Raw genomic sequence first — 26,632 nt, 5'->3', positions numbered from 1 at the left:
TCCTAATGAGGTTCCGTACTCGTAGACGGAGACCACCGGCCTCTCTCAACAAATTCGTTTCTTTAGCATTGCTTAGCTTCAGTGCTGCACAAGAAGATCGGCTACGGTTTCTCCTCGCCTGCGCGCATCAGCTGCCAGCCATATCTCTCCGACTTCAAACGTGTCGTTGTGCGAACGAAAGGGCACGATGACATCAATGACAGCCGAGAGCATATCCATCAGCGTGCGATCTTCCAAAGCCGCGCCCTGCGGGCTAGCCTTGACCAGCGAAAACAATTTCTTGAACCCTTGAACGGGATTTGCACCATGAATTGTCGAAATCGAACCTGGATGTCCTGAAACAACTTCACTCAGATAAGCCCAGGCTGCGTCATCACGCATCTCTCCGAGCAAAATCCTGTCCGGTCGCATCCGCAGGCTTGCCTGCAAGAGGTGCTCGGCAGTAATCGCTCCTAGCCCTGCACCGTTTTTGGAATAAAGCAGCCGCACGTGATTTTCGTGAGGGATTGTTAGTTCAAGAGTATCTTCAATGGTGATCAACCTTTCATGGGGAGGAATAGCTCCGATCAACGTCTTACTCATCGTCGTCTTCCCACTGCCCGTCGGTCCGCAAAGCAGTATAGTAAGCCGACCTGTTACGCATTCATGCAGAAAGGCTTCCAGATCTCCCGTATCGTAGTGAGACAAAATCTTTTGATCTTTATGCTGCTGACCAAGCGTGCGCGTATGCCACTGGTTCCAACGCGAGACGTCATAGCGTGACGAAACCTCATTCAAGGCCGAAACCCGCGAGCCTGGGCGACGTATCGTTAAACTCAGAGTTCCGGACGGAACCGTCGGCGGCAGGCATATCTGTAGCCGTTCGCCATTGGGAAGTTCGGTAGAACACAGGGGATTCCTTGGCCCCACGTCTTGCTTGCGTAATGCACCGGCCAAAATGGCGATATCCTCAAGGTCATCGTAAGTGAGAGCAAGGGGATGCTTGGCAAATACTCCCGACTGGCGCACGAAGGCTTCTCCGGGTCGATTGATCGCAACCTCTTCCGTTAAGGGGTCGTCAAGCCATTCCAAAACCGGGCTCAGGAGAAAGCGTAATTGTGGGTCTGCCTCAGTGTGCATTCTGGTCTCCAGTTCACTTGCGGTTAAGACGGTGTGAAGGCAGGTGCTCAGGCCGTGCATTTGCCACGCCTCCAATCACTCGCAGCTGATATATGCTTGAGAAATCCAGGTCCCGTGCGACGAATATGGATACGGTGTCGCCTTGGTTCTTCTTTAAGGTCGAAGGAATGTTAATAGTGGACTTCAGCGCAGTGTTGGCGACTTGCTCACCATTGTTTTGAAAGTTATTGAAACTCGTGCCATCGCCGGAATGGGTTGCGAGGCTGGTTGAAGCTTGGAACGCACCTTCCACCAGGCTTAGCAGAATTGCGCCGCCAAACCGCTGCCAGAAATGATTATCGACCTTGCCAGGTAAGCCTGCGCGGCCAAGCTCGTCCGTACCCGGCGAGGAAAGTGTGATGACTGCATGTCCTGGCGTTTCAGCGCGGGTCCATAGCACGAAAACGCGCTCATCACCCTGCTGCAGGCCGCGTTGAATTTCTCCCACAACAGTCGTGCCGCGGTCAAGAAGGACCACATTGCCGGTTGCTCCACGAATGTCCTGGGGCAACACGCATTTAACATAGCCGGCCAGATTGGTATCAATTGCTGTCTGAAGAATGCAGGGTATGATGTTTCCCTGCGTTATCAGGAAATCCGGATGAGGCAAACGCGCGGCCTGACTTGGCTGCAATACAGTCGGCTTCATGCGGATTGAAAGATCGTTTTCAGCAGGAGGCTCTTCCTCCCGTATGTCAGCCCCTGCCCTGTCACGCCCATGCTCGTCTTCAGAAGAAGTATTGCTCACACTGTTCTGCTCGCCGCCGCTATAAGCAAATATCGGCGTTTCCTCTGGACGCACCTCATGGCGTTCTTGGGCGCGCGGAGCAGGCAACACATCGTTTGTCTGTTGTGGAGGCGGTGGGGTGACAGTCTTATAGGGCACATCGATCGGCGCGGGGCGAAATGGCTTTGTGTTGGCATCGATCATGCTCTCTCGAGAGGAGGCATCAGTCTTCTTTTTCGAGTATGCGCCAAGCCAGATGAGCGCGAAGGATATTAACAGGACCGCAGTCGCAACGAGGAGTTTCTGAGACCCGGAGAGACGCTTCCGATGGGGATCGGAGACAATCGATCCAGATGCATCTACGTCGTGTGGCGGTTGCACATCCATCATCGCGCCTCCTTGAAGACGCGAGCAACGTCAGGCCTGACTGTACCGGTGCCCGACTTGCGCCCGATCGGATCATATGCCGTGTTCCAGATGCACAGCACCGTGTGGCCGTCTCGCAGGCGCCAACCGCGTGAAACGGATGCGATTTCCACATAGTCGCCCTTTACGGCGTAGTTTGCTACGGCTTCCTTTCCGTCCGGGTTGACAGAATAGATCGACGGTATGCGGGTATTGCCCGGAAAGCGGAACACGGTGCTGAACCCGTTATCGAAAACCTCCAGCGGCAGCAGGGAGTGATCACCCTGTGCAACATAATGCCAGTTGCTTGTTTGGGAAGCTTCCGTGCCGAATGGCCGGTTCAACAAACTCTGCGCGCTCTGTTGATATTGCTCTTGCGCCTTCATGCGGTCGGATGCCGCTTTCTGTTCGGCTTGCCTTCGCTGTGCCGCAGCAACGTCGGAGGGATAGGCAAACTGCACACTGTAGTAAAGATCCGCCTGATCCTTATCCAGGCGCGCCATTGTTCGGCTCGAAATACTGAAAACATAACGTCGGCTTCCCGCCTCTCCCGCAGTCAGGACAATAACAGGCTGCGGCGACAGCACCTTGCTCGCCTTGAAGAAAAGATAGTTTCCACGCGGCAGCGCTGCCAGATCCTTGCTATCCGACACCGCTACGGCAGTAACGGTTTCATTGGCTGCAAAAGTCACGACCAGTGTCGCTCCGACTGCCGTGGACAGGCGCACGACCTGATCGGGACTATAGGCCAGAGATCGCATGCGCGGATCAAGCCTGCCTGCTGTGGGGGTGTCTTCCGCATAAGCACTGGCCGACAAAACGATGAGAAACCACCAGAATATGGTAAAAATCTTGGAGATCATGGTTGACTACGTCCCGTGTTCGAAACTGTATCCTCCGAGGCCTGATAGGATGTGACCATCAAGCCACCCGGATTGGTCAGCCTCATTCGTCCTGGAAGACTGGTTGTCTTTTCGTAGCGTATCGTTGCAGTCCAGGTTGTGATGATTGATGCCTTGCCATCAAAAACCAGGGTTCGCTTGTAGCGGATCTGCTGAACGCCCGATATGATGTCGGTGGAGGCGATGTGCTCGACCTCGGCCTTACCGCGTTTTCCGATCGTCACTTGCGGCGAAGCCGGATTGGGATAGTTGAAAAATTGTTGATATTCCTGCCGCACGTTTGGCGCGCTGAGTGCAGACACGAGATCGTAGGAGTACTGTGCGGTATCCACCGTGAAGCTCTCACGCAAGCGGACATATTCCCAGAGCGATGCGTTCACGACTGCCTGCTCCTGAGTAGCAGGCAACTGGGAAACCGAAACCTCACTGTCGATCGTTCCGTCTGGCCGCACCCACAGGTAAACCGGAACAAGCCTTGAAAGGGGAACCATAACAGAAATCGTGACAGCCTGTGCGACGTTCCCTAAAATCGCCAGGCAAGCAATGGCGACAAAAACCTTGGAAATACGTCTGGCTGATTTGGCGCGCGCAGTTTGAAAGGCCTCAACTTGCTTATAGTGTTCAGCCAGGGACTCGCGTTGTACCAGAAGCGCGTATTCGGCATCTTTCATGGTGTAATTCCCGCATCGGTAGGCTTGAGATCAGCGGGAGAGGGTTGCCATCGCCCTGTGTTCAAAGAAAAGATCGGCCCGCTGCACGATGCCAGTTTGTCGTTTGTCTGACATGAAGCCAGACAAAGGCTTAATATCACTAGGAAATACTTCATCGACTCCCTCCATTGGCGGATCGTGGATTTGCTGTGACTCGATTGGTTTGCGTAATACGGCGACTGAGGCTGTTTGCGCTCTGTCCACCGCCGCTCCAGTAGCTACCGCCAATATTCCCCGCGATTGCAGGAAGGGCCAGAATAAGGGCGTTGCCCGTTAGAAAGAACATGTCCAGCTCGTAAAGACCAATGATCTTTGCGGCAGTGGTCCCGGCGGTGATGACTACGGTCAGGATTAGCGCCAGCCCGCCAGCTTCTGTTAGAATTACGATTGTTGCGACGATGTTCAGCAGAAGAAGAAGTATTCCGTAAGTGATGAGTTGGCCGATCCATTTTGCCGCAATATCCCGTGTGCGATCAAAAAGATAACCGACGAGCACCAGCGGCCCGATCGCGAGAAGAACCTTGGTAAGGATCCCCACGGCATCGTAGGTGCCGAACGCTACCCAGAGTGTTCCATAAAAAATCCACTGTGCGCCCTGGAATGCCAGAATGTCCTGCTCGTTCTGTGGGCCTATTTCCGATGCGATTTTCTGGAAGGCCGCCTGTGCTATGGCGAATACTCCATCCAGCTGCGCGGGAATTGTCTCCAAAGGCAGGTCGGATGCACTAAATTTTTCAACGAATTGTGGAATTGTATCTTCGAAAAATGCAGCCACGTATTGGTGATAATCTGCTTGCTTGAGAACAAGGGACACCACTATCGAAACCATGATGACACGGGTGATGCCGTTGCGCGCATCAATCTCGCCACGTATCACCAGAACGCCTTGAACCATGATCCAAAGCGTGACGCAGGCTAACAGAGGAGCACTGACCGCGTTTTGTATGTCATCCAGCAAGGTGTTAAGCCCCACAGTGAACGCTGTGTCGAATACTGTGTGTATCGCAGTGAATGGAGCAGGAATGCTCAAAGAAACATTCACAGCCATCTTTCCCTCCTGTCGTTCTGAGAGAGCATCGGACCGAAAACCGATTCCCACTTTTCGGTCCGATGCTGAAGAATGCTTTTTGCTTGGAGTCAGGGTCAGAGTGAGCCAAATGAACTCTGAAGGTCATGGTTAGCTCGCCATGATTTTAATAAAGAGGCGAGAAAATCCGCGCAGTTTTTTGGTGTTCGTCTCGCTGAACAGCAGCTTCTTCGGCTTCGTGAAGGCCAGACTGCGCAGTCGTCATCGTCAGGAGGTTCGTGGCCTGAACATTCTGAATAATTGCATCGTGTATGTGCTTGAGAAGCAACCCGTTTAAAACCGTCGCTTGCATGATGTTGCGTGACCGGGAAAGCTGGCCGGCGGTCTTGCTGTTGGCATCCAGCCGCTTGTCCATCGCATCGAGATTTTCGGCGGCTACGCCGATGGCATTTGCCGCACCGGTGATTTGCTCACGCAGCAGGTCGGCCTCTGCATCACTGCCCGACACCTGCCGGTCGTTATCCGATGTAATCGCGCGCGCAACATCCGAGTTAGTTCCATCGGCAGAAAACATCTGCTTTTCGAGCATATTTGTCGAAGGATACTGATTTTTTTGATCAAGGGCACTCATCAAGCCCACAACGCCAAAAGCAGACGTCAAGACCGTGACCATGGTGATCATTTGTTCAAGATTGGAGGCCGTAGACAATGCGGTTGCTAGAGTTTCACTCTCGGTTACCGGATCGCTGACAACAAACTGAGCCTTGGTGGGAGTGGATATCAGCAGAGACGCGACAAGAACTGTTAAGCCAAATTGTGCAGTTTTCATAACATGTATCCTTTCGTCACCACATCTCACGCCGATGCCAATCTGGAAAAGCGCGATGGATGGATTTGATGCCTTGGACCTCTCACTGCATCGTTGTTGGTGTGCAGTGCCCGAACGGCCGGGCGTTTATATCGGTTTGTTTGCATCTCCCGGACGAGTGTCTCGACCCGGACGATGCCAAAGGAATGCAACCGATGTGACAGCGGTTGACGGAGGCCGTGAAACGTGTTTCAGCCATGACCGGACACTCTTAATCGCCTGCTTCATGGTAGCGGTCCATAAATGTCTCGAGCCATGCTGAAGGATCCTCTCCGCAAGTCTTGCGAAGCTGATCCACAAACCGGACCGTATTGGCGCGCCCAGACAGAACGGCGACAAATTCACGAATATCGCGGAGATCGAATTCGCAAATGACACTGCCACTCTCTCGCTTCAGGAGAAATTTGCGGCTGCCGATCGCCATATCCTCACGCACAGCCTGGAATTCTCTTTCGGTACATTTCAGACCGTCGATATACGCAGATCGGTCGGCGGTGGGCGAAGGGTAGAAAATCTTCGTCATGCATTGTGCCACAAGACTGGCACCAAGACTGGATTCCAGCACGTGTTCCGGCTGTTGTGTCGCAAGGATCAACAGCCCATTGTTCTTGCGCACTGTGAGCAGGAACTTGTCGATGACCGAGGAGAATTTGGGGTTAAGCAAGTAGGCGCGGAATTCATCGCAACTCATCACAAATCGACGACCATCGACAACTTCCCCGATCCGGTGAAGAAGGTAAGCAGCAGCCGGCGCGCATACGTCCTCGTATTCCAGAAGATGTGTCATATCGAACCCTGTGATAGAGGGATCCAACTTGACGTCGTCGGTTTCACCGTCGAAGGCCCATCCGAGCGCGTTGTTCCGGCACCAGCGTTGCAGGCGCGCGCCGGCCCCTTCTGAAGGTCCATGCAGAAGAAACTCTCGCAGACCAGCAAGTGATCTCATCTGTGGCTCGTATGACATCTGCCGTCTTATCCCGCGCTCCAGAAGTCGGTTTTCCTCCGGAGTGATGCTGCCGCGCCCATCGCTTTCGATCAGGGCCATGATCCATTGCCGCAAAAAGTCCCGGGACATCGGCGTATTGGAAAGACCGCGCAAAGGTGCCAAGCCACTTGGAACACCTCTCCTGAGAGCAAGGTAGGTTCCGCCTGTCGCTCGCACCAACAATTCACCGCCTCGATCCTTGTCAAAGAACACCACGGTTCCACTGCGGCTGACCATGCTTTGCTCCAGCATTGCAAGCAGGAAAGTCATGAGCGTGGTCTTGCCGCGGCCTATCGGCCCGAATATCGCGGTCATACCGACATCATGCTCGTGCGGAATATAATCGAAAGCGGTTCCACCGTTTGTGCGGAAGCGGGCTATTGCATCCCCCCAGTGGCCGGATGATGAGCCTTCAGGGAAGTTCTCGAATGACACCAAACCGGCAAAATTGTGCGACGTGATTGCCCCTGGACGTGTGCGCCATCTCATATTCCCTGGAAGCTGCGACCAATAGGCCGCTTCCATGCCGATTCCTTCCTGGACGATGACGGCACCGGCGTCGGCCAGGCGAGTACGGGCTTTCGCTCCGCAATTTGCCAGTTGGTTGAGATCTTCGCCATAGACGCAAAGGCTCAGGTGATGAGAACCCATCACGAATTCACCGCTGGCCAAGGCATCTTCTGCCTCGCCCAGCGCGCTGACCTGCGTCACAGCCTTGTCGCCGGCGCTTTGCATCTGGCTGGATTTCAGGCTCAGTTTGGCGTGGGCCTGGGCGCGCGTGAGAAAAGAAAAGCTCTGGCTCAGGACAAGCGGGAAATCCGATGATAGCAATGTATTGAGCATGCCCGGTCGGGTTTTTGCAGGATATTCCCGAAAGGAGAAGATGGAGCCGACATACCGGTCCTTAGGCGTCCTTATTTCGATAGCGCGTTTGCCGCAGATGACGCGATCCGTATAGATGGATGCGCCAAGCGATCCGCTGACCAGTGGTACCCTGGCAAAACGGCAGGTCATGATCAGCCGCAATGCTTCGCCAACCTCGCTAAACAGGACTTCATTTTTCTCCCTGATCCCGAGTCGCCGCAGGCCATACATTTCGAGAGCACCGGATACCACATGCCACACGTCCTCAATGTGGCGCATCTGGTTTGCAAGATCGCTCTCCTTTTTTTTGTGAAATCTGGCAAACCTGCCCCTGACGTTGCCGAGTGCCGTGCGCGGATGGATCATAAGAGCGAGGAAATGATCGTTTCGATAGAGATTACCCGAAAGCACACGCTCTTCGAAAGCATGATCAAGACGCGCTGCAAAGACACTCCGAAAATTCCGTGGAGGCGGGGGCCTCACATCGCTATGACGGACGAGATGGGCATAGATCGACACATTGTCATCCGCAATGTTGCGGAAAAGCATATTGAAAGCGCGTGCGCGCGCATTGCGCGTTTCATTGTCTTCCAGCTCAAAGGCAAGACCGCTGACATGCGCCATCGTCATAATCGATCCGTCTGCGAGAAGCACGACATTGTCATTGAGATGACCGACATAAGGCAGATAGACTTCGCCAGATCTCTCAGCTGTACCACTATTGCCAAGCATCAGGCTATTCCTCTTCCCCGCTTTGGTACCTTGATTGGATTGGGGCTAACACTGGCTCCTCCCCAAGTCGCTCCATCGACACTCCTGCCCGCCGTCTGCAAGAACAGCAAAACAACGCTGGCGGCATTGTAGTCACGCTCGACAATAAGCCGCGCGGCGAGCCACAACGGAATAAGGATCATTTCGTAAAGCGGGTTCTGCACTATGACGATGACAAACCCCGCCATCATCATGAACAATCCGGCCATTGTAAGCGGGACGCCTAGAAACAGCGCTGGCCGCGTAGCTGCCAGATAGAGAGTTGATTCCTCTAAACGTTCTCTCATCAGCCGCCACCTCCCGTAAGCGTCCGCCCCAGAAAACTGGCCCCAAACATGATCACGATGCCTCCGACAACGCCGGCGACCAGACCGAGCGAGGCACGGCCGAACATCCAGGACACACCGATGGCAACAATCCCGAGTACCGCGAGCGACTGTCCAAAAGGACCAAGGATAAACGTACATATGTTGTTTACCATAGCCGTCGGGTCAGTCCCCCCCGAAGCCTGTGCCGCAGCCGGTCTAGATAAGACGGCGCTTATTGCGACGGTCGTGACAACGGCTCGGGCACAGGTAGCGACATGCCGCACTGCCCGTTGCACAGCGCAAAAAAACTTTGATTGTTGTCTGTCGTCCAATGCATGCATCATGCACCTCCATCCTTTAAGTCGAGCAAGATCTGGTTTTTATGTTCAGAAACAGGCGGATCAGAACCACGAAGATCGGGCGGTACGGATGGCAGACGCTGCTGATCGTAGGTTTCCCAAACGTTCCACGTCTCTTCCATCCTATCGTCACCATTTTCGTTTTTTGAAACGTCACTCAATGCTGGAACAAGTTGTTGGGCTGCAACTTCAACCCTGCGTACATACCCGTTTGCAAACCCATCTTGCGGATCGCCGGTGTTGTACATCGAGAGCGCTTGACGGAGAGATTGTTGCCTTTCCTTGGTCGTCGTGCCTCCACGGTAACTCTTGACGAGAATCCTGGCTGCAGCTGATAAGGACGGGCATGGCTCAAAGGCTTCTCCGATTGACAGGCGCAAGGTCGAGAAATTCGCTGAGTTGATTTGCATTAATCCGACATCAATGGAATGACCCGCCTGAAGTCGATCGCTGGCGCTGCGAATGGCTCGCGCCTGCTCATTCCAGTGAAGGGTCTCGCCCGTCGTGTTGTCGTGCATGGCGAGCGGATCCAGCTGGCTTTCAACTTTAGCAATTGCCGCAAGCGTAGAAGACGCGACAGATGGCCCGCACTCTTGGGCGTAGCGGTCAAATGTCATCAAAGAAAGGGGAGCCGCCGCTGCGGGCTGAATCATCAATGCCCACAAAACCGTGGAGAAGCCGCCTGTTGTTTTCAACATGCGCAATATCCTCGCATCCGTTACCGCCGTTGCGCCTTGTTGAAAGGAACAACTACATCTGACGAGATTGATTGTGCGAGTAGCCTGTTACGTTTCGATTTTGAAACACTGACTTCATGTTTCAATTGAAAGACGAGCGCAATGCAATGGAGTTTGACTTGATGTTTATCCTAAACCAAAGGTTGTTTTAGTTGTAAAAGCGCTCAATGATCAGAACCAATGTGCCCATTTAAGGCGACCTATAGAGATGATGCGCCATGGCTGCCTTTCAAGATTCCGCCGGGCGTCGCGGCAATGGTCGACAATATCTCGGTAGGATTCGAAAATCTCGTTCGAGAGCCCGTTCTGGCGCATCAGCTGGCAGAGGTTTTCGACCGGGTTCAACTCAGGCGACTTTGACAGCAGGGGCAGGATCGTGATATTTTCAGGAACCACGAGATTGTTGGACATTTGCTATTCCGCCTCATTCATGATGATGGTGGCGTGCGCGTCGTAAGCGGATATGACGGGAGATTTAGGGACGTCATCCTCTGCCTACCTTGATCGCTTGTCGCGAGACCTCAAGCACAGCGCGAAAGTGCTGAAGCTGTTGCACTTTCATGAAATCGAACTCTGGAGTAACCGGTGTTTTACCCCCACATTGTCGTCAAACGCCTGATGTGTGATCGACAGACCATGGACGAGCGACAAGGAGTTTCTCTATGGAGTCTACGTTGAAGGTCGTCACAACGCGACGGAGCAGGGGTGAGGCGCATCGCATCGCCAATGGCCGGATGAGGTCAAGGCACGGATCGTTTCAGAGAGCTTGCGACCAGGCGCAACGGTGAATGAAGTAGCAGGACGCTACGGCCTGAAGGCCAACCACCTGTCGTCCTGGCGCACGCTGGCGCGGCAGGGCAAGTTGTTGTTGCCAGAGCCGGAAAACGCGGTCGAGTTTTCGGCGATCGTCATCGAGACGCCAGCGCCAAAGCAGCCGACGGTCAAGGCCGCCACGCGCGCCGAGATCGTCCTGGGTCCAGTCACCATTCGTCTTGTGGATGGTGCGTCTGCTGGCCGGATATCTGCCATCGCCCGAGCTCTGGCGGCGGCGACATGATCTTTACGTCGAACCGTGTCAGGATCATGGTAGCGACCAAGCCCGTAGATTTCCCCAAGGGCCATGACGGCTTGGCGGCGCTGGTGAAGAACGAACTGCACAACGACCCGTTCACCGGAACGGTTTTCGTGTTCCGGTCTCGCAAGGCGGACCAAGCTGATCTACTGGGATGGCTCAGGAATCGTCATGGCCTACAAAGCACTTATCTGTTGCCGGTGAACCCGTAGTGTCTCGACAGCAGCAGCGCGAGCACGAACAAGATCGCGCATAGCTTCATGGCTTTCGTCGGGGACCCACACCGCCGTTAGCTCGCCGGCTCTTAATAGCCGGGCGAGCGCGAGTGAATCTCGACGGTTCGTCTTCACACGGTCGCCGGGCTTCCTCGGGATCAACGACGGGGCTACAACAATACATTCATGGCCAAGCGACCGGATCAGCCGATGTAGACCATAGGCCGTCGGGCCTGCCTCATAACAGAAATGCACGCGATCAAACTTTGCGGTTATTCGCTGGATTACGCGGCGTATGCTGGCATCCGTCGCCTCAACCTCACCGAAATACCGAACCTCTCCGTCCCGGCCAGATTCGGCAACAGAAATAGCATTCTTCAGCTTTGCGACGTCGATTCCAACAAAAGCTTCTCTATAATCTGCCACGGCTCGTCCTCCTGTGATGAGGATCGGCTCGGTCTGTCCGAGCAACCCTCGGAAGTCCAGTGTAGGATGAGCCACCCCAGGCGAGAAGAAGGACATACGGTCTTACGATCATCAGCAGTATATACTGACTGATACTGAGAGCCGTTCCCGCAGCGAAATCTTCTTCCACCATGTTGAACTATGACTTGACCCGAAACGGAACTCCGTAAGTTAATTTCATTGAGCTCTGGTAGGACACACGGTTTGTTTCGCCATGCGAATTCTATGCAGACCTCACTCGGTCAGCACTTACTACTCAGCTATTTTCAAGTTGAGAGCGCGGGCCATTGCGCGCGACGACACAGGCTCTAATAAAAAGCAGGTCGTCCCATCTTCAGCGTAAGCATCCGATATGTTTGTACTGTCTTTTATGATGACGATTGTGGGCGACGTTTTTAAAACAAAATCCGCAGTTTCCATACTTCGACCCTCAAGAAACATGTCGTAAGTGGTCAGAATCAAATTCAATTTTTGTCCACTCGAAGTCCAATCGACAAGGTCCCTCATATTTGTAAAACCGACAGGTTCGTATCCTAAGGCGGCGACTTTCTCTTCGTAAAGAGCCAAGGCTGCCTGATCTGGATCTATTATGGCAACAGTCTCGCCTCTGCCGAGGGGCGTTGCGTGAAACCCAAAATGTTTGTGAAGCGCGACTGGTTTTTCGAGGGACGGCTGGAGATAGATATTGAAGTTCGTACCTTTTCCCACAATCGAAGTAACGTCGACATATCCCCCGAGTGCGCTGACATGCGCATGAACAGCGGAAAGTCCCAAACCCGTACCCCCCGAACGCGTGCGCGTGGTGAAAAAGGGATCAAAAATACGGGGTAAAGCTGTCTTCGCGATTCCGGATCCATTATCCGAGATGCCCAGCAGGATATACTCGCCGCCCGGTATAACACTGTGGGACAGAATCCTTTGCTCCGGCAATAGAATGCGTGACACGTTAATGTAGATCTGCCCTTTGGCTCCTGTCGCTTCGGAGGCGTTTTTGCATAAATTCATCAAGATCTGTTGTAGCTCCAGTGGATTGCCATCGATAACGGAGTGTCTCTGTTCAAGATTGACATCCAGTTCGATGCCCTTCCCAAGCTGCATACGGAGTAGCGGCAAGATATCAATGATCAGATCGGAAACATTGAAAGGCATTGTCGTCCGATCAACTTTTCGGCTCATGGCGAGGATTTGATCTATTATCAGCCTCGCCCTGTCGCCAGCAAAAAGAATGTGTTCTGAATATTGGCGGATTAGAGAGTATGAAATTATATTTTCCCGCATTAGTTGCGCGTATCCCAGAATGGAACTAAGAATATTGTTGAACTCGTGTGCAATCCCCCCCGCGACTGTCCCCATGGCTTTCAGCCGCTCGGCGTGCGCGAGCCGTCTCTCAAGGTTTTTGCATTCAGTCTGCCTGCGCATAATGTCTGCGTAGTGGTATACGCACCTCGCCGCGAGTTCAAAAAGTTGAATTTCGCAAGGAGACACCACCAGGCGATCCGCATCGTAAGCCGCAGAGCAGATAGCCAGCGTATCATTGGAAACCTTCAAGGCAAGCAACAAGCACAGGCCGGCATTTTCATTGCTTAAACAACCGACCTCTTTAGAGGGCATAATACGAAATAATGGATCGTTATAATTTTTACAGACCAGTTTGGAAATGTCGCAAATTTTCTTGAGGTCCAGAACGAGGTCACTATTGTCGGATGAGAAGGCTTCCTTTATTCGATCGCCGTTGATGTCTATCAACACCAGTGTGCACTGTTTTGCGCAAAAGAAATCCTTGACCAATACTAAAGCGGTTTGGGCTGATTGTTCCAATGATCGCTGCGTATAAAGATGATCGTTAAAACAAGTCCCGACGGTTTTGATCATTTCCTCGAACTTCAACCTGCGCGACAATCTCCGGTTTTGATTTTGAAACTCGCGAATTAAGAAGAAAATGTATAGGCACAGGCTTAACGAGATAATGCCAACAAATATGCGGGAAATTTGCTCCTTAATGTGGTCTGATCGATACAGTTTGAGATACTTCTGTTCTAACTCCTTCGTTGTGTCGACAATATTTGAAGACTGAATGACAGAAAACGACTCGTTGATCTCATCAATTTGAGAAATGATCAATCTGCCGTTGCGCACGGTGCTGTTTTTCAAATCTTCGTTTTCGACTTCCACGCGTTCTAACGCGTCAAGATACGTAGTGATTTTCGATGCCATTGATTTGTTTTGATGGAGCACAAATTGCGGCATGAGACTATTCAGTTGACTGATTAACCTTTCATCTGATGCGCGGAAGTTTTGAGAGGGCGCTGACATCTCTTCTAGAGAGCGTTCGAACCGTGCATAAGATTCTTCCAGGGCCACACATTTGGCTTTGAACGAAGCGACAGCTAACTCAGCTTCGCTGACCGAGGCGTCAACCCGCATCAGAACTGTCCCAAGCCCGTCAGCCTGATAATGAGCAATAGTGCCGAACATATTTTGCAATTTCGTAACGCTCGCCCGTAGCGCTTTCAAATTAGCGAAAGCAGGGTTCAGGTCGCGCAGGAAATCTGTGCGAACACTGAGGACGTCACGCTGCAGCATTGCACTCGCAATCTCAATCGTCCGAAGTTCAGTGAGGATCGCCTGGTTGCTGTCATTGTCGCACCAACCAATTGTTGCCAGAACGGCCGAGAATACGGCAACAATTATGAGAACTATGATGAGTCCTACTTCGCATTGCGGCTGAACAAGCTGTGTAAGAGGTCGGCAAATATTCGAGAACAGCCGTCTTCTTGGGGGAGCTTTGATCGAACGCTTAGATTTTTCTGAACTGAAGACCCGAAACAATGCTGGAACGAAAATATTGGACATGGATGACTACATCCTTCACTTACTCATTGATTGGCTCTAAAGTTATTCAGATTTTTTATCGCTCGATAAGATCGTGTCCCGCAGAATGGTGTAGCTTGTGACATCCACGGTGCCTCCCGGTGATGGCCGGAGGGAATATCAGCGTGCCACGGCTGGCATGCTGATAAGGGGATCATCGCTCATTTGGGCGATTGTTTCCAGTGTCATGTAACGGGATCGCTGAACCGCCCATTCGTCGTTCTGTTCGAGCAGCAGAGCACCGACGAGACGGATGATGGCATCCTCGTTAGGAAAGATGCCGACAACCTCGGTGCGTCGTTTGATCTCGCCGTTGAGACGCTCGATAGGATTGGTGCTGTGAAGCTTGGCCCAATGCTGTTTTGGAAAGGTCATGTAGGCCAGCACATCGTTCTCGGCCTCATCCATCAGATTGGCCAGTTTTGGCACCTTCGGCCTGATCTGATCAGCGACGCTGCGCCACTGTGTGCTGGCGGCCTCAGGCGTCTCCTGAGCAAATGCTGTGGCAATGAAAGCGGAGACGACGCGTCTGCCGCTCTTTCCGGCATGGGCCAAAGCATTCCTCATGAAGTGGACCCGGCAACGCTGCCAGGTCGCATTCAGCACCTTGCCGACGGCGATCTTGATGCTCTCATGGGCATCGGAGACGACCAGCTTCACTCCTCTCAAGCCCCGGCGCGTCAGCTTGCGCAGGAACTCTGTCCAGATCGGCTCGGCCTCGGATGTACCGATCTCCAATCCAAGCACTTCCCGGCGTCCATCGGCATTGACGCCGACGGCGATGATCGCTGCGACAGAGACGATGCGACCGCCGCGTCTCACCTTCAGGTAAGTGGGATGAGTAGGCGATGCGCGCCTTACCGCATTACGGCGGCAGGTTTCGCATCGCCTCTCGCCGAACCGGACGTGCGCCTTTCGTTACGCATCCGGCTCTCCAGAAGACATGGCAAAGTCAGGCATGTCCATCCACGCGAGACGGTATCGCTCGACAGGTGTCCAGCCGAGCACGTGTTGCTCAATGGACCCTTCTCCCCAAACCCGTCTCGTCGCCCGGCGCCTGCTTGGCTGTTTTGAGCCCCACAGTTCGCTGGGTGTTCCCTTTGGACGTTTCTTACGTAGCCAGCAGTAAAGACGCAGGCCAATATACCAGTCGAGATCGACAAATACGCGGCCAGCGCCGACACAGTAGCGATAATAATTCGCCCATCCGCTGGTGATGGAATTCACCTTCCGGAGCTTTTCGCCAAGACTGACGGATATGCTGTCACGCTGCGTCAGTTGCTTGACCTTGTGACGCAGGTTGGCGGCCTTCGCCTTGGGTATTTCAACGCGCGGGCCATAGCCGTAGCGTTTATCCCAATGCGCGCTGAAGCGGAATCCGAGAAACTCGAAGCCCTCTGTCATGGCCGTTACCTTTGTCTTTTCCGGCGACAACGTTAGCCCGGTCGTCGCGATCAGGTAGTCGGCCAGAGCGGATTTCTCTGCCATAGCCTCCTCCAGCGATCCAGACACCAAAACCACGAAGTCGTCGGCGTAGCGCACCGGCAGAAACACACAGCGTCCTGCTATGCGATCACTGTCGCGGGCGCTCGCCGCTGCCGCCACCCCGTTGCTTTTGCGACGGGCTTGGGCCTTTCGGCGGTGATAGGCCACCTTTCATACCGCTCCTCGATCGCACTAAGGGCGATGTTCGCAAGCAATGGTGAGATGATCCCGCCTTGAGGGGTACCGGCGTCCGTCCGTAAGAACTGATCCTCCGTCAAAACACCGGCCTTCAGGAAGGATCCGACCAATCGCACCACTCGTCGATCGCCAATACGCTTGCGCATCCGCTCGAGCAGGTGATGATGATTGATATTGTCGAAGCACCCTTTGATGTCCCCCTCAATCACCCAAGGGTATGGCAGCCGGTTTCGCCGGGTGTCCTTGTCCCGTTTTTGGGGCAAGGCTGCCCGACGAATGTACTCCAAGGCACCGTGCGTGTTTCTACCGGGTCGGAACCCATAAGAGACATGCCAGAATTGCGCCTCGAAGATAGGCTCCAGAAGAATCTTGACCGCGCCTTGTACGACGCGATCTCTGATGGTGGGGATGCCCAAGGGCCGGAATTGCCCTGGTTTCCCAGCCTTTGGAATCAGTTTGCGTCTGGCCGGACTTGGCTGATATGCACCACTGCGCAGATCAGCTTGAAGATCGACCAGGAAGCGATACTCACTCCGGTTCCGGATGCGTCCCACCGTCATCCCGTCGACCCCGGCAGTGCGTCCTCCTTTGTTGGAGGCGACACGATGCCAAGGCATGGCGGAGCACTCTGAGGTCGGTCAACCAACCCCACATGTCGCGCCACTGGTCGTCGGGATTTGCCTTACTCCACTGATAGAGTTTGCTTTGAATGCCGAGTACCCAGACTTTGTCTGCCCGATGATCCATGTCCACAGATCACTCCTCCGTTTTTGCAATCCTATCGTCTTCCTGCTTTCCTTCGCCCTGTATGCGGCTTTCCCGCACTCCGACTACTACGAAAGCTCCGCCCTTGGTGTCGTCCATATCTGGCCGTCGCAGCGAGCCCGGCTTCCGACCGGGCAAACGATCCAAGTTCCCGTGTTCCGATTTCCAACCTTTGTGCCGTTAGGCGGTGAGCTCTACCCCGTGCAATGCGGGAGATGGGGCATAGGAGCCAGTCCCATCTCGGGTCTCTTCGAGAACCCGGCAGTAAGGATAGACGAGCCTTACCGCCTCTGATCGCTCTTTCGTGCCTCCACGCCATCACGCTAATGAAAGCGATTTCTGTGGTTCGAGGCTTCTGACGCTCACTTCGTTGTCTCGCCATGGGCACTGCGGTAGCCCGGCCCGCGGTTGATGGCCCGCATCCGGTACAGTTAAGGCCAATCTGCTTATGCAACCCAATCGGCGACGCCCGATTAGGCTTCTTGGCCCCCTTCGATCTACTGCTCCTGCAAATCGGACGGCATCACAGCCGTCGGTCAAAAATCGGCAAGCTTGAGAGGTTACACTAAATCATACGCACCTCCCGCGCCGCACGGCGCACCGTCGATCCAGATGTATGGCCACTCGCCCTCGATGGGACGGTCGAGAAAGGCTTTGACCTTCACATCGATCTCTTCGCAAAGCCGCGAGACTTGGCTTTTAGATATGCCGCTCATCCCCATGGCCTTCACCAGGTCATCGACGGACCGGGTCGAGATGCCCTGGATATAGGCCTCCTGTATGACGGCCGTCAGAGCCTTCTCGGCCATGCGGCGTGGTTCCAGGAAGCTCGGGAAATAGCTGCCTGTTCGAAGCTTGGGAATGCGCAACTCCACCGTTCCAGCCCGTGTTTCCCAATCTCTATCGCGATAGCCGTTGCGCTGGGCAACACGAAGCGCGCTCTTCTCGCCATAGCCTGCACCAGTCGCAGCACCAACTTCCAGTGCCATCAGCTTCTCGGCGGCAAAGCCGATCATATCGCGCAGCAAATCTGCGTCTGCGCTCTTCTCAACAAGCGAACGCAGGTTCATCATATCCTCGGTCATCGGTGGTGTCCTTCAGGTTGGTCATAAGCAACCCGACCCTACCGGAAAACACCGATGGCTATGAACCCAGCTACCGCACTCGCTGGGACACGATCCTCGATAAGCAAGGCGTCACTTTCTATCGTTTGCTGACCGTAGTGGCCGTGCATCTCAGGGATACCCCCTCCTCACTTTTCCAATTGGAACCGTGCAATTAGCTGTAGGTATCATTCCCTGTTGAGGGTTTTTATTTTCAGAGCGCCTGATATTTCGCGGCTACGCATCTCTGGGGGATTAATATATTTGCCCGGCATCCATGAACATCCATCCGGTCGATTCAGGCCCTCGCACCCACCGTCACCTCAAAAGCTGGCTCGAACAGACCTCCTCAATGCACCATAATTAACTTGGTACCTTAAATATCTGCTCGAGTAAGTCGCTAATGGGCAAATTTCGTGGTATAATAGCAGGGCTAATACATCCCATACATGAGGTTGCTGCTCCCCTCGGCTGATGAGAACATCCGCCTTGGTTTGCCGAAGACCTTAGGAGAGCAGCGATGCAATATTACGTTGGATTGGACGTCAGCCTCAAGAGCACACACATTTGCGTTATGGATCAAGATCGCCGAGTGGTGTGGCGCGGGAGCGCGGATACGCAGCCGTCGATGATCGCCGAGCGACTGAAGAGATGGAAAGACCATCTGGTGAAGGTCGGGCTTGAGACAGGGTCGCTAACGCCCTGGCTCTACCATGAACTGAAGAATCTTGGCTTTCCTATCATCTGCATGGATGCGCGGCGGGCGGCCGATGCCCTGAAGGCGCGGCCTGAGAAGACCGACAAGGGGGACGCGCAGGCACTTGCCGAGATGCTGGCGAGCGGCTGGTATTCTGCGGTACATGTGAAGACCATGGAAAGTCATCGGCTAAAGGCTTTGTTGGGCGCGCGTGAGCAACTCGTCAACGTCAAGCGCCAGCTTTATGGACAAGTTCGTGGGCTGCTGCGACCGTTCGGCATCAAGATCTCGGCTCGAGCCGGAGGTAAGCGGTTCGATGAGGAGGTGCGATCTTCCTGCAACCGACATGATGCTCTTTATATCGGGATTGCGGCACTTCTTGATACGCTTGCACGGGTTGAGGTGGAATTGGCCGGCCTGGATAAGAAGGTGCGGCAAATAACGGCCGCATCGAAGCCGTGCTGGCATCTGATGTCGGTGCCTGGCGTCGGACCGCTGACCTCCCTAGCCTTCGTGGCGACGGTGGAAGATCCGCGACGTTTTGGAAAAAGCCGATCCATCGGTTCTTACGTTGGCCTGACACCAAAAAGGTACCAGTCGGGCGATCGAGATGTGACAGGCTCGATCTCCAAACAGGGCGACGATATGTTGCGGCACTATCTATATGAGGCAGCGGGTTGTCTCCTGACAACGGTGACCGCGCCGTCCACCTTGCGAAGCTGGGGGTTGAAGTTGGCAAAACGATTGGGCCCAAAGCGGGCGCGAACGGCGGTGGCACGCAAATTGGCCGTGCTGCTGCTTGGGCTTTGGAAGAGGGAAGATCATTTCCAAGCCGTGCCGAGCGGCAAAGCCTTTTAGAACTGCGGGTTTCACAAAGTCCCGGACAAAGATTTCAGTAAGTCGCGGACACCGAATTCAGAAAGTTCGGGACAGCAAATTCAGTAAGTCGCGGACAGAAGCGACAGCGATTTAGATCGAATCTCGTGAGCGCCGATCTGGCAATTTGTTCTCGTGTTTTAAGCGAGGATCTAATGCCTAGACGGAAGCAAGCGAGACATACTGATGTGAAAGACATTCGATCGATACTGCGGCTGACGTTCGAGCAGGAATTGTCGATACGCGCCGTTTCTGAGCGGCTGAAGATGAGCAAGACGTCGGTCTCAACGTATCTGCTGCGGGCGCGGGAGGCGGGGCTTGCAGCATGGCCACTTCCACCCGGTCTGGATGATGACGAGCTCCTGGAGCAGCGACTATTCCGGCGGATGGGGCGACCTCCTCGAGACAGCGAGGAACCGAACTGGCCGAAAGTGGCCAGCGAGTTGAAACGCAAAGGCGTGACGCTCAACCTGCTATGGCAGGAATACCGGGAGGTCCATCCGGATGGATACGGCTACACCTGGTTCTGCTGCCGATTTGCTGATTATGAGAGCCGCGCCAAACCCACCTATCGCAGTCGTCATGTGGCTGGTGTCGCGATGGAATGCGACTATGCCGGCCATACGATCCCGATCATCGATCCGTCTTCTGGCGAGATCCGGGCAGCACAGATTTATGTGGCCGTGCTGAGTGCATCGCAATTGGTGTTCTCCTATGCCAGCTTCAGTCAGAAGCTGCCGGATTGGATCGAGGCGAACCGTAAGCATTCGCCGAGGACCGCAGGTTCAGCTTTTCTTTCGCGATCGGCGTTTCCACTTTGCAGCTAAAGCCTCGACGTTTTTGCGGAGATTGCCGGCGTCGACATCGCCAGGATCGTAGTGCGCATCGCCCCACCATTCCACAAGTTCGTGGTGACGCTCATGGTTGGTGTCCGCAATGGCCTCGCGGAACTCTTCATAACCCCACGGACCGCCGACATCCTCCGGTGGACATCGTCCGACAACGTCAAGCAGGAAGGGATCGTCGAAGCCGGCGGTCGCCGGTAAAACCTTTTCGATTTTCACGGTGTGCGTCCAGCCGTCGCCGAAGTCATAGAGATACTTGAATGATTTCGCGCCGATATCTTCTATGGCAGCAAGAAGCGTTTCTTTGCGTGCATCGATGGGACCATCAAAGCCGCCATCAGGCACGCCGAACCCGATGTCACGGATCCTGAACTCATACAGATGGCTGTTCGTCCAGCCGAAAGCCTCCTGAAGAACCTCATGAAGCCGGTCAAGCCGAATGCGGAATGGGACGACAACGCGCCGCATCACCAAGGGATCAACGTCATCGAGCATGATCTTTAAGCGAACGAGAGGACCTGCCATCAGGCCGCCTGCCTCAGTGGCGATGTTGTGGTTTCCCGCCAATTCCAGGGGAGAAGCTCATCAAGACGGCTGACTGGATGGTCGGCGATGCGGGCAAGGACATCGGCAAGCCAGGCCTGTGGGTCAATGCGATTCATTTTCGCGGTGACGATCAGGCTGTACATGGCCGCCGCCCGCTGGCCCCCTCGATCGGAACCGGCAAATAGCCAGGCTTTCCGTCCGAGTGCCACACCGCGCAGAGATCGCTCCGCACAATTGTTCGACAGGCAAATGCGCCCGTCGTCGAGGAAACGGGTGAACGATTCCCAGCGGTTCAGCATGTAGTCAAACGCCTTTGCCAAGTCATTGTCGCGCGGTAACCTAGCGCGATGTTCGCGTATCCATATCTCCACGTCGTCGATCAGCGGTTTTGACAACTGCTGGCGGATTGCTTTTCTCTCATCGGCCGTACGGCCATTGATATGGCGCTCGATTTCGAACAGTGCGTCGATCCGCTGCACCATGTTCAAGGCGACCGGCGAGATGACGGCGGCATTTTTACCCTGCGCTTTTCGGCGCGCGTTTGCCTCCAAATCGGCTTGCGCAAAGAATGGTCGCCTGGCATGCGCCCAACACGCCGCCTCATGAATCGGGCCCGGACTTCGATCAGGAAGATAGAGCTGGCCATAGCCCGTATAGGCATCCGCCTGAAGGAGGCCGCTATAATTGGCCAGATGCGCCTGTGGATGTTCGCCGGCCCGGTCCCGGGAATAATAGAACATCGCCGACGGAGGCGCCGTTCCGCCAAACGGAGCATCGTCCTTGACGTAGCTCCATATCCGACCGGTGACGGTCTTGCCGAGAGCGAGAACCGGCACGGTCGTGTCATCACCGTGGATCCGTTCAGACGCGAACGTATGGCTTTCAATCCGCCTCACAAGCGGGTCAAGGACCTGGCAGCACGCGCCAATCGCGTCTGCTGCTGTCGACAGACTGACTGGCACACCTTCCAGGGCAAAACGTTCGACCTGGCGATTGAGGGGAATGTGCTGGCCGAACTTGTCGCAGAGCATCATCGCCAAAAGGCTCGGACCCGCCCATCCTCTCGGTATGACATGGAAGGGTGCAGGTGCCTGGCTGATCTTCTCGCAGTCACGGCAGGTGAACTTTTCCCGCACCGTCTGAATGACCTTCCAGCTACGCGGTACGCTCTCCATCGTTTCGGTGATGTCTTCGCCGAGCTTGCGAAGCCGTTCACCGCCACAGCAGCTGCAGGCAACCGGACCAGGCACCACGACACGCTCACGCGGAAGATATTCCGGGAAAGGCTTCTTGACGGGCCGCTTGCGCGTAAAGCCGGTGACCGCAATCGCAGCAGCTGCGGCAACGGCCATTTCGGCGGCAAGCTCATCTTCAGTCGCCGCCGCTTCGGCGTCCTCAAGCATCAGCTCCATCTGCGCGATCAGCCGCGCTGTCCGTTCCGACTTCTGACCGCGCAGTTCCCGTTGCAGCTTTTCGATATAGACTTTCTGGCGAAGAATGATGGCCTGATCGTCGGCCTCCTTGGCCTTGGCAACAGCCAATTCGGCCAAAGCAGTAGCCCGTTCCGACCGCGCAATCGCTAGCTCTGCTTCCAGGGCTGCAGCATGATCACGGTGATTTCCCGAGCCGGTTTCCATGCTCGAAGTGAATCACAAAACCACTGATTTGTATAGCTTTTCTTGGTGCTGCCGCACGCAATCCCGCCAAAAAAACGCTATCCCGCGCTCGTCGGGCGCCATGTCTGCTGCGGGTTTCGCCAGTCAATTCCCTCAAGCAGATAGGACATCTGGCCAGCCGTCAGCGCAATCGCTCCACCCTCCGTCGCCGGCCAAATGAAACGGCCGCGCTCAAGCCGCTTTGCGTATAGCGAAAGGCCAATTCCGTCATGCCAAAGAGCCTTGATCAGCCGGCCACTTTTCCCCCGGAAGACAAAAACGTCCCCCTTGAACGGATCACGGCCCAGACCTTCCTGCACGATCAGAGCAAGACCCTGCATCCCTTTGCGCATATCGCAATGGCCGCTCGCAATCCAAACACGCACGCTCGAACTGATCGGGATCATTTGAGCGCTCGCATTACTGCTGCGGCAAGATCACAAGGTGCCCCGGACGAAATCCTCACCTTGGTACCGTTCGCAAAGTCCACAGCGATCGTCGCCGCAACGACATCGCCACCGCCCGCGGCACCCACGACCGTCGCGGGCACGAAGGCAGGACCATCCGTCACCGCAGCCGACAGCGCCTGGCGGCGCCACGTGTAGAGCAGCCCCGTCGAAACATCAAAACGACGCGCTACCTCCGACACATTTGCACCCGGCGCGAATGCTGCCTCCAGAATTTCCAGCCGATCAGCCGGTGACCAACGACGACGCCGTTCTTGACCCGTCAGCAAAATGGCCTGTGCCATAGGTCCTCATTGCGCTCTTAATTCCACTCTCAAGAGCGCAAAATCACGATATCGCAAAAAACTCGCAAGGCGGTCCACGCCGTAGGGATACGGCGAACCAGCGAGCCTTCAGTTACTTCGGTGGGGTGACGAAGACAACGATCTGCGACAACCTCAAATCCGCGATTGCCAAGGCTCTCTGGTTCGAACCGACGTTGAACGCGACATTTGCTGCCTTCGCCGAACACTACGATACGACCGTATTGCCAGCACGGCCGCGGCGTCCTCGGGATAAACCATCCGCGGAGGGATCGGTTTTAATCGTCGAGAGGTGGGTTCTGGCCAGACTTCGAAACGACCGTTTCTTCAGCCTTGTCGATCTCAATATCCGCATCAGCGCTCTGATCGAGGACCTTAACACCCGTACGATGCGTCGGTATGGAAAATCCCGGCGAGCCCTGTTCGATGAGGTCGAGCGCTCCCAGCTCAAGCCACTGCCGCCAACGCCGTTTGAATACGCGGAATGGAAGGTCGCCAAGGTTCATCCCGATTACCATGTCGACGTCGACAAGACGTTCTATTCCGTGCCGCACGGTCTGATCGGCAGGAAGGTCGATATCAGGCTGACGTATCGAGCGGTCGAGATCTTCTTTGACCACAAGCGGGTCGCCAGCCACATCCGAAGCTCCCAGCGTTCCGGCCATATCACTGTCAATGAGCATATGCCGAAAGCTCACCAGCGCTATGCAAACACGACGCCTCACACGTTGCGCAAGGAAGCGGCGAAGGTTGGGGCCAATACTGCGATATTTATCGAGCGTCTGCTTAGCGATCGGCCGCACCCGGAGCAAGGCTACAGATCCGCTCAGGGCATTCTCTCCCTGGCGCGTCGTTACGAAACCGATCGGCTGGAATTGGCCTGTGAGCGTGCGTTGGTCATCAATGCGCTGACCTATTCGTCTGTCGCCAACATTCTCAGATCTGGTCTCGATCAGGCTCCTGCCGCAAGCGAGACCGTGAAGCCGGCACCGCCGCACGGCAATATCCGCGGCAAAACCTACTACCAATGAAAGGACATCTAATGCTGACACATCCAACACTGGACCAGATGAGTGCGCTTGGTCTTGCCGGAATGGCAACCGCCTATCGCGAACTTATCGAGCAAGTTCATGGAAATGATCTTAGCTTTGACGAACGGCTTGGCCTGATGCTCGACCGCGAGATCGCACTACGAACCGACCGACGGCTGACCAATCGGCTCGCCACAGCAAAGCTTCGATTTGCCAATGCCTCGATCGAAGACATCGATTTTAGATCTCACCGCGGCCTTGATCGTCGCAATGTCTTGTCCTTGGCGCAGGGCGCATGGCTGAAGGCAAACGAGAACCTGATCCTGACAGGCCAAACGGGCACTGGAAAAACTTGGATCGCCTGCGTCTTTGCGAGACAGGCGGCCCGCCTCGACTACTCTGTCCTCTACGTTCGTATGCCGCGGCTCTTCGAGGATCTCGCACTTGCCAGGCTCGATGGACGCTTTCCGCGCCTCATCGACAAGCTGGCACGTGTTCAGTTGCTGGTGTTGGATGACTGGGGAACCCATACCCTGAATGACCGACAGCGCCTCGATTTGCTCGAAATCTTCGAGGAGCGATATCGAAGGAAATCGACCCTGATCACAGCTCAGCTTCCGGTGGCCGCCTGGCACGAAATGATTGGAGAAGCCACTTTGGCCGATGCGATTTTGGATCGCATTGTTCACAACGCCCACCGCATCACTCTCGAAGGCGACAGCATGCGCAAACGAAAAACGCCGACGCTCTTGACCGGCGACGAAATAACCGAACACAATCACGCGTAACAGCAACAAGGCAACCGGGATTCGATCGCATCCGTTGTCCGCGACTTAGCGAAACGCTTGTCCGCGACTTGCTGAAACCGCTGTCCCGATTTAGCGAAATCCGCAAGAACCGTTTTTTTGAAGTTCGTTCGCGGATAAAGTCCTCAATGTCCATGAGGTGAAGCGACCGGACCGGGACGGACGAATGCGAGACAGTTGGATGCGGATCGAAGACCGCGTTTAATACACTGCATCGGCACCCTGGATATGAAGCGAAAAGCCCCGGATAGTGGTGGCGGAAATGGATAGACCGCACACCGAAGAGAACCATGGGACGCTTGTTATACTTCAACCGGATTGGATAAAGACAAAGCGAACAAAAAAACTTGACGCAGCAGCCAAATGTAGAGAACCAACGAGCGCGATGTGTGACTCTGTTGGGGTTCCCAAAAGTCGACGAATCTGACTCGATGGCGCAAACAGGAGGTTTGCAATGGGTTCAGCGCTTTCGTTGCGGCGGGATTTCGATGGTACGGGTCTGCGTCTACTGGCGCGGCAGACGAAGGATGCCAATCAGGCACGACGCCTATTGTCGCTGGCCTCGATCTATGATGGCGGCTCGCGCGCGGATGCGGCCCGGCTTGGCAGCGTGACGGTCCAAATCGTGCGCGACTGGGTGGTGCGTTTCAATGCCCGCGGCCCCGATGGGCTGATCAACGGCAAGGCTCCAGGTGGGCGGGCGAAACTGAATGATACCCAGCGGCAGGCATTAGCAAAGATCGTGGAACGGGGACCGATTCCGGCCGTCGATGGCGTCGTGCGATGGCGGCGCAGAGATCTGGCGCAGTGGATCTTCGAAGAATTCCGTGTCTCCATGGACGATACGACGGTCGGACGAGAGTTGAAGGCTCTGGGCTTTGCCAAGATCTCTGCTCGTCCCCGCCATTATGCGCAGAATGAGCTGGAGGGCGACGCTTTTAAAAAGACTTTGCAGCCGCGCTTGCAGAGATCCGGGCCAAATGCCCGCCCGGCACGGATCTCGAAATCTGGTGGGCCGATGAAGCTCGCATAGGACAGAAAAACAAGATCACGCGCCGTTGGGCACGTCGGGGAACCCGACCTTCTGCACCGCACGATCAGCGCACCATGTGGGCGTATATCTTCGGCGCAATCTGCCTCAAGAAAGGCAAGGGGGCAGGTCTCGTTCTTCCCTATTGCGACACAGACGCCATGCAGCAGCATCTCGACGAAATCAGCCTTGCCGTCGATAATGGAGCACATGCAGTTCTGATTCTCGACCAGGCGGGTTGGCATACGACGCCGAAGCTAAAGATCCCTGATAACATCACCTTGATGTTTCTACCGCCGAGATCGCCTGAATTGAACCCGGTAGAGAACATCTGGCAGTACATGAAAGGCGGGCTTTGGTTCCGGCGCGGTCGTCTTGTCAT

General features: G+C 54.9%; 23 protein-coding genes and 6 pseudogenes. 7 read left to right on the top strand and 22 right to left on the bottom strand.

Annotated features, from left to right (window positions below; all coding sequences use genetic code 11):
• Window positions 1-78: 78 nt before the first annotated feature.
• The 12 genes from virB11 to J5274_RS28490 form a co-directional block, all read right to left on the bottom strand.
• Window positions 79-1,119, bottom strand: a complete 1,041-nt coding sequence (virB11, locus tag J5274_RS28545; RefSeq protein ID WP_142832346.1) for a P-type DNA transfer ATPase VirB11 — start codon at window positions 1,117-1,119, stop codon at window positions 79-81.
• Window positions 1,120-1,132: 13 nt separating this feature from the next.
• Window positions 1,133-2,275, bottom strand: coding sequence for a type IV secretion system protein VirB10 (virB10, locus tag J5274_RS28540; RefSeq protein ID WP_219276204.1), 1,143 nt, complete (start codon window positions 2,273-2,275; stop codon window positions 1,133-1,135).
• A complete protein-coding gene (virB9, locus tag J5274_RS28535) occupies window positions 2,272-3,153 on the bottom strand; it encodes a P-type conjugative transfer protein VirB9 (RefSeq protein WP_142832344.1) in 882 nt (293 codons plus the stop codon). The genes virB10 and virB9 overlap by 4 nt, the downstream gene beginning before the upstream one ends.
• Window positions 3,150-3,863 (bottom strand): type IV secretion system protein VirB8, encoded by a 714-nt coding sequence (locus J5274_RS28530; RefSeq protein ID WP_143123425.1) that lies wholly within the window; start codon window positions 3,861-3,863, stop codon window positions 3,150-3,152. Before J5274_RS28530 ends, virB9 begins: the two co-directional genes overlap by 4 nt.
• Entirely contained in the window at window positions 3,860-4,018 is a 159-nt protein-coding gene (locus J5274_RS28525; RefSeq protein WP_142832342.1) for a type IV secretion system lipoprotein VirB7, read from the bottom strand. The genes J5274_RS28530 and J5274_RS28525 overlap by 4 nt, the downstream gene beginning before the upstream one ends.
• A complete protein-coding gene (locus J5274_RS28520; RefSeq protein ID WP_142832341.1) occupies window positions 4,015-4,950 on the bottom strand; it encodes a type IV secretion system protein in 936 nt (311 codons plus the stop codon). The genes J5274_RS28525 and J5274_RS28520 overlap by 4 nt, the downstream gene beginning before the upstream one ends.
• 145 nt (window positions 4,951-5,095) lie before the next feature.
• The gene (gene virB5, locus J5274_RS28515; RefSeq protein ID WP_209207814.1) at window positions 5,096-5,758 is read right to left on the bottom strand and encodes a pilin minor subunit VirB5; all 663 of its coding nucleotides are present in this window, start codon (window positions 5,756-5,758) and stop codon (window positions 5,096-5,098) included.
• 250 nt (window positions 5,759-6,008) lie between these two features.
• Window positions 6,009-8,378, bottom strand: coding sequence for a VirB4 family type IV secretion/conjugal transfer ATPase (locus J5274_RS28510; protein WP_219276202.1), 2,370 nt, complete (start codon window positions 8,376-8,378; stop codon window positions 6,009-6,011).
• Window positions 8,378-8,704: a type IV secretion system protein VirB3 gene (locus J5274_RS28505; protein ID WP_142832338.1), complete on the bottom strand. Its 327-nt coding sequence runs from the start codon at window positions 8,702-8,704 to the stop codon at window positions 8,378-8,380. The genes J5274_RS28510 and J5274_RS28505 overlap by 1 nt, the downstream gene beginning before the upstream one ends.
• The gene (gene virB2 / locus J5274_RS28500) at window positions 8,704-9,069 is read right to left on the bottom strand and encodes a pilin major subunit VirB2 (RefSeq protein ID WP_219276200.1); all 366 of its coding nucleotides are present in this window, start codon (window positions 9,067-9,069) and stop codon (window positions 8,704-8,706) included. Before virB2 ends, J5274_RS28505 begins: the two co-directional genes overlap by 1 nt.
• Entirely contained in the window at window positions 9,066-9,782 is a 717-nt protein-coding gene (locus tag J5274_RS28495; protein ID WP_142832336.1) for a type IV secretion system lytic transglycosylase VirB1, read from the bottom strand. Before J5274_RS28495 ends, virB2 begins: the two co-directional genes overlap by 4 nt.
• A gap of 210 nt (window positions 9,783-9,992) precedes the next feature.
• On the bottom strand, window positions 9,993-10,232 hold the full coding sequence (locus J5274_RS28490; protein ID WP_219276198.1) for a hypothetical protein: 240 nt from the start codon (window positions 10,230-10,232) through the stop codon (window positions 9,993-9,995).
• Between the two features lie 355 nt (window positions 10,233-10,587).
• On the opposite strand from J5274_RS28490, the gene J5274_RS28485 reads away from it, so the two are divergent.
• The gene (locus J5274_RS28485; RefSeq protein ID WP_244615577.1) at window positions 10,588-10,878 is read left to right on the top strand and encodes a transposase; all 291 of its coding nucleotides are present in this window, start codon (window positions 10,588-10,590) and stop codon (window positions 10,876-10,878) included.
• A complete protein-coding gene (gene tnpB, locus J5274_RS29505) occupies window positions 10,875-11,105 on the top strand; it encodes an IS66 family insertion sequence element accessory protein TnpB (protein ID WP_219276196.1) in 231 nt (76 codons plus the stop codon). The genes J5274_RS28485 and tnpB (J5274_RS29505) overlap by 4 nt, the downstream gene beginning before the upstream one ends.
• On the opposite strand, the pseudogene J5274_RS28475 reads toward tnpB (J5274_RS29505), so the two are convergent.
• The 6 genes and pseudogenes from J5274_RS28475 to J5274_RS28455 all read right to left on the bottom strand — a co-directional run.
• Window positions 11,076-11,630, bottom strand: a pseudogene (locus J5274_RS28475) (transposase); the annotation flags it as partial. The gene tnpB (J5274_RS29505) and the pseudogene J5274_RS28475 sit on opposite strands and share 30 nt — an antisense overlap.
• 195 nt (window positions 11,631-11,825) lie before the next feature.
• Window positions 11,826-14,426, bottom strand: coding sequence for a two-component system VirA-like sensor kinase (locus J5274_RS28470; protein ID WP_219276194.1), 2,601 nt, complete (start codon window positions 14,424-14,426; stop codon window positions 11,826-11,828).
• A gap of 138 nt (window positions 14,427-14,564) precedes the next feature.
• Window positions 14,565-15,278: pseudogene (locus J5274_RS28465) on the bottom strand (IS256 family transposase); the annotation flags it as partial.
• An 84-nt stretch (window positions 15,279-15,362) separates the two neighbouring features.
• Window positions 15,363-15,998 (bottom strand): group II intron maturase-specific domain-containing protein, encoded by a 636-nt coding sequence (locus J5274_RS29245; RefSeq protein WP_257625752.1) that lies wholly within the window; start codon window positions 15,996-15,998, stop codon window positions 15,363-15,365.
• Between the two features lie 11 nt (window positions 15,999-16,009).
• Complete coding sequence (locus J5274_RS29240; RefSeq protein ID WP_257625753.1) at window positions 16,010-16,687, bottom strand: reverse transcriptase domain-containing protein; 678 nt, start codon at window positions 16,685-16,687, stop codon at window positions 16,010-16,012.
• 807 nt (window positions 16,688-17,494) lie between these two features.
• Window positions 17,495-17,977: pseudogene (locus J5274_RS28455) on the bottom strand (transposase); the annotation flags it as partial.
• Window positions 17,978-18,515: 538 nt separating this feature from the next.
• Between J5274_RS28455 and J5274_RS28450 the strand changes: the two are divergent.
• Window positions 18,516-19,550 carry an IS110 family transposase gene (locus tag J5274_RS28450; RefSeq protein ID WP_219276192.1) on the top strand — a complete coding sequence of 345 codons (1,035 nt, stop codon included), beginning with the start codon at window positions 18,516-18,518 and terminating at the stop codon, window positions 19,548-19,550.
• Window positions 19,551-19,723: 173 nt separating this feature from the next.
• Window positions 19,724-20,320, top strand: a pseudogene (locus tag J5274_RS28445) (IS21 family transposase); the annotation flags it as partial.
• A 33-nt stretch (window positions 20,321-20,353) separates the two neighbouring features.
• Here J5274_RS28445 and J5274_RS28440 read toward each other — a convergent pair.
• From J5274_RS28440 to J5274_RS28425, 4 genes are all read right to left on the bottom strand, one after another.
• Window positions 20,354-20,938: a plasmid pRiA4b ORF-3 family protein gene (locus J5274_RS28440; protein ID WP_209187419.1), complete on the bottom strand. Its 585-nt coding sequence runs from the start codon at window positions 20,936-20,938 to the stop codon at window positions 20,354-20,356.
• Complete coding sequence (locus tag J5274_RS28435) at window positions 20,938-22,596, bottom strand: IS66 family transposase (protein ID WP_219276127.1); 1,659 nt, start codon at window positions 22,594-22,596, stop codon at window positions 20,938-20,940. Before J5274_RS28435 ends, J5274_RS28440 begins: the two co-directional genes overlap by 1 nt.
• Window positions 22,597-22,673: 77 nt before the next feature.
• On the bottom strand, window positions 22,674-22,955 hold the full coding sequence (gene tnpB, locus J5274_RS28430; RefSeq protein ID WP_257625801.1) for an IS66 family insertion sequence element accessory protein TnpB: 282 nt from the start codon (window positions 22,953-22,955) through the stop codon (window positions 22,674-22,676).
• A 62-nt stretch (window positions 22,956-23,017) separates the two neighbouring features.
• Window positions 23,018-23,365, bottom strand: a complete 348-nt coding sequence (locus J5274_RS28425) for a transposase (protein ID WP_111217014.1) — start codon at window positions 23,363-23,365, stop codon at window positions 23,018-23,020.
• Between the two features lie 101 nt (window positions 23,366-23,466).
• Between J5274_RS28425 and J5274_RS28420 the strand changes: the two are divergent.
• The 3 genes and pseudogenes from J5274_RS28420 to J5274_RS29235 all read left to right on the top strand — a co-directional run.
• A pseudogene (locus J5274_RS28420) lies at window positions 23,467-24,414 on the top strand (IS21 family transposase); the annotation flags it as partial.
• Window positions 24,415-24,425: 11 nt separating this feature from the next.
• Window positions 24,426-25,202 carry an IS21-like element helper ATPase IstB gene (istB, locus tag J5274_RS28415; RefSeq protein WP_219276190.1) on the top strand — a complete coding sequence of 259 codons (777 nt, stop codon included), beginning with the start codon at window positions 24,426-24,428 and terminating at the stop codon, window positions 25,200-25,202.
• Window positions 25,203-25,674: 472 nt separating this feature from the next.
• Window positions 25,675-26,597: pseudogene (locus J5274_RS29235) on the top strand (IS630 family transposase); the annotation flags it as partial.
• Window positions 26,598-26,632 lie beyond the last annotated feature (35 nt).

Source organism: Rhizobium sp. L51/94 (genome assembly GCF_019355555.1).
Lineage (GTDB): Bacteria > Pseudomonadota > Alphaproteobacteria > Rhizobiales > Rhizobiaceae > Rhizobium > Rhizobium rhododendri.
This window is presented reverse-complemented; position numbering and strand designations above follow the sequence as displayed.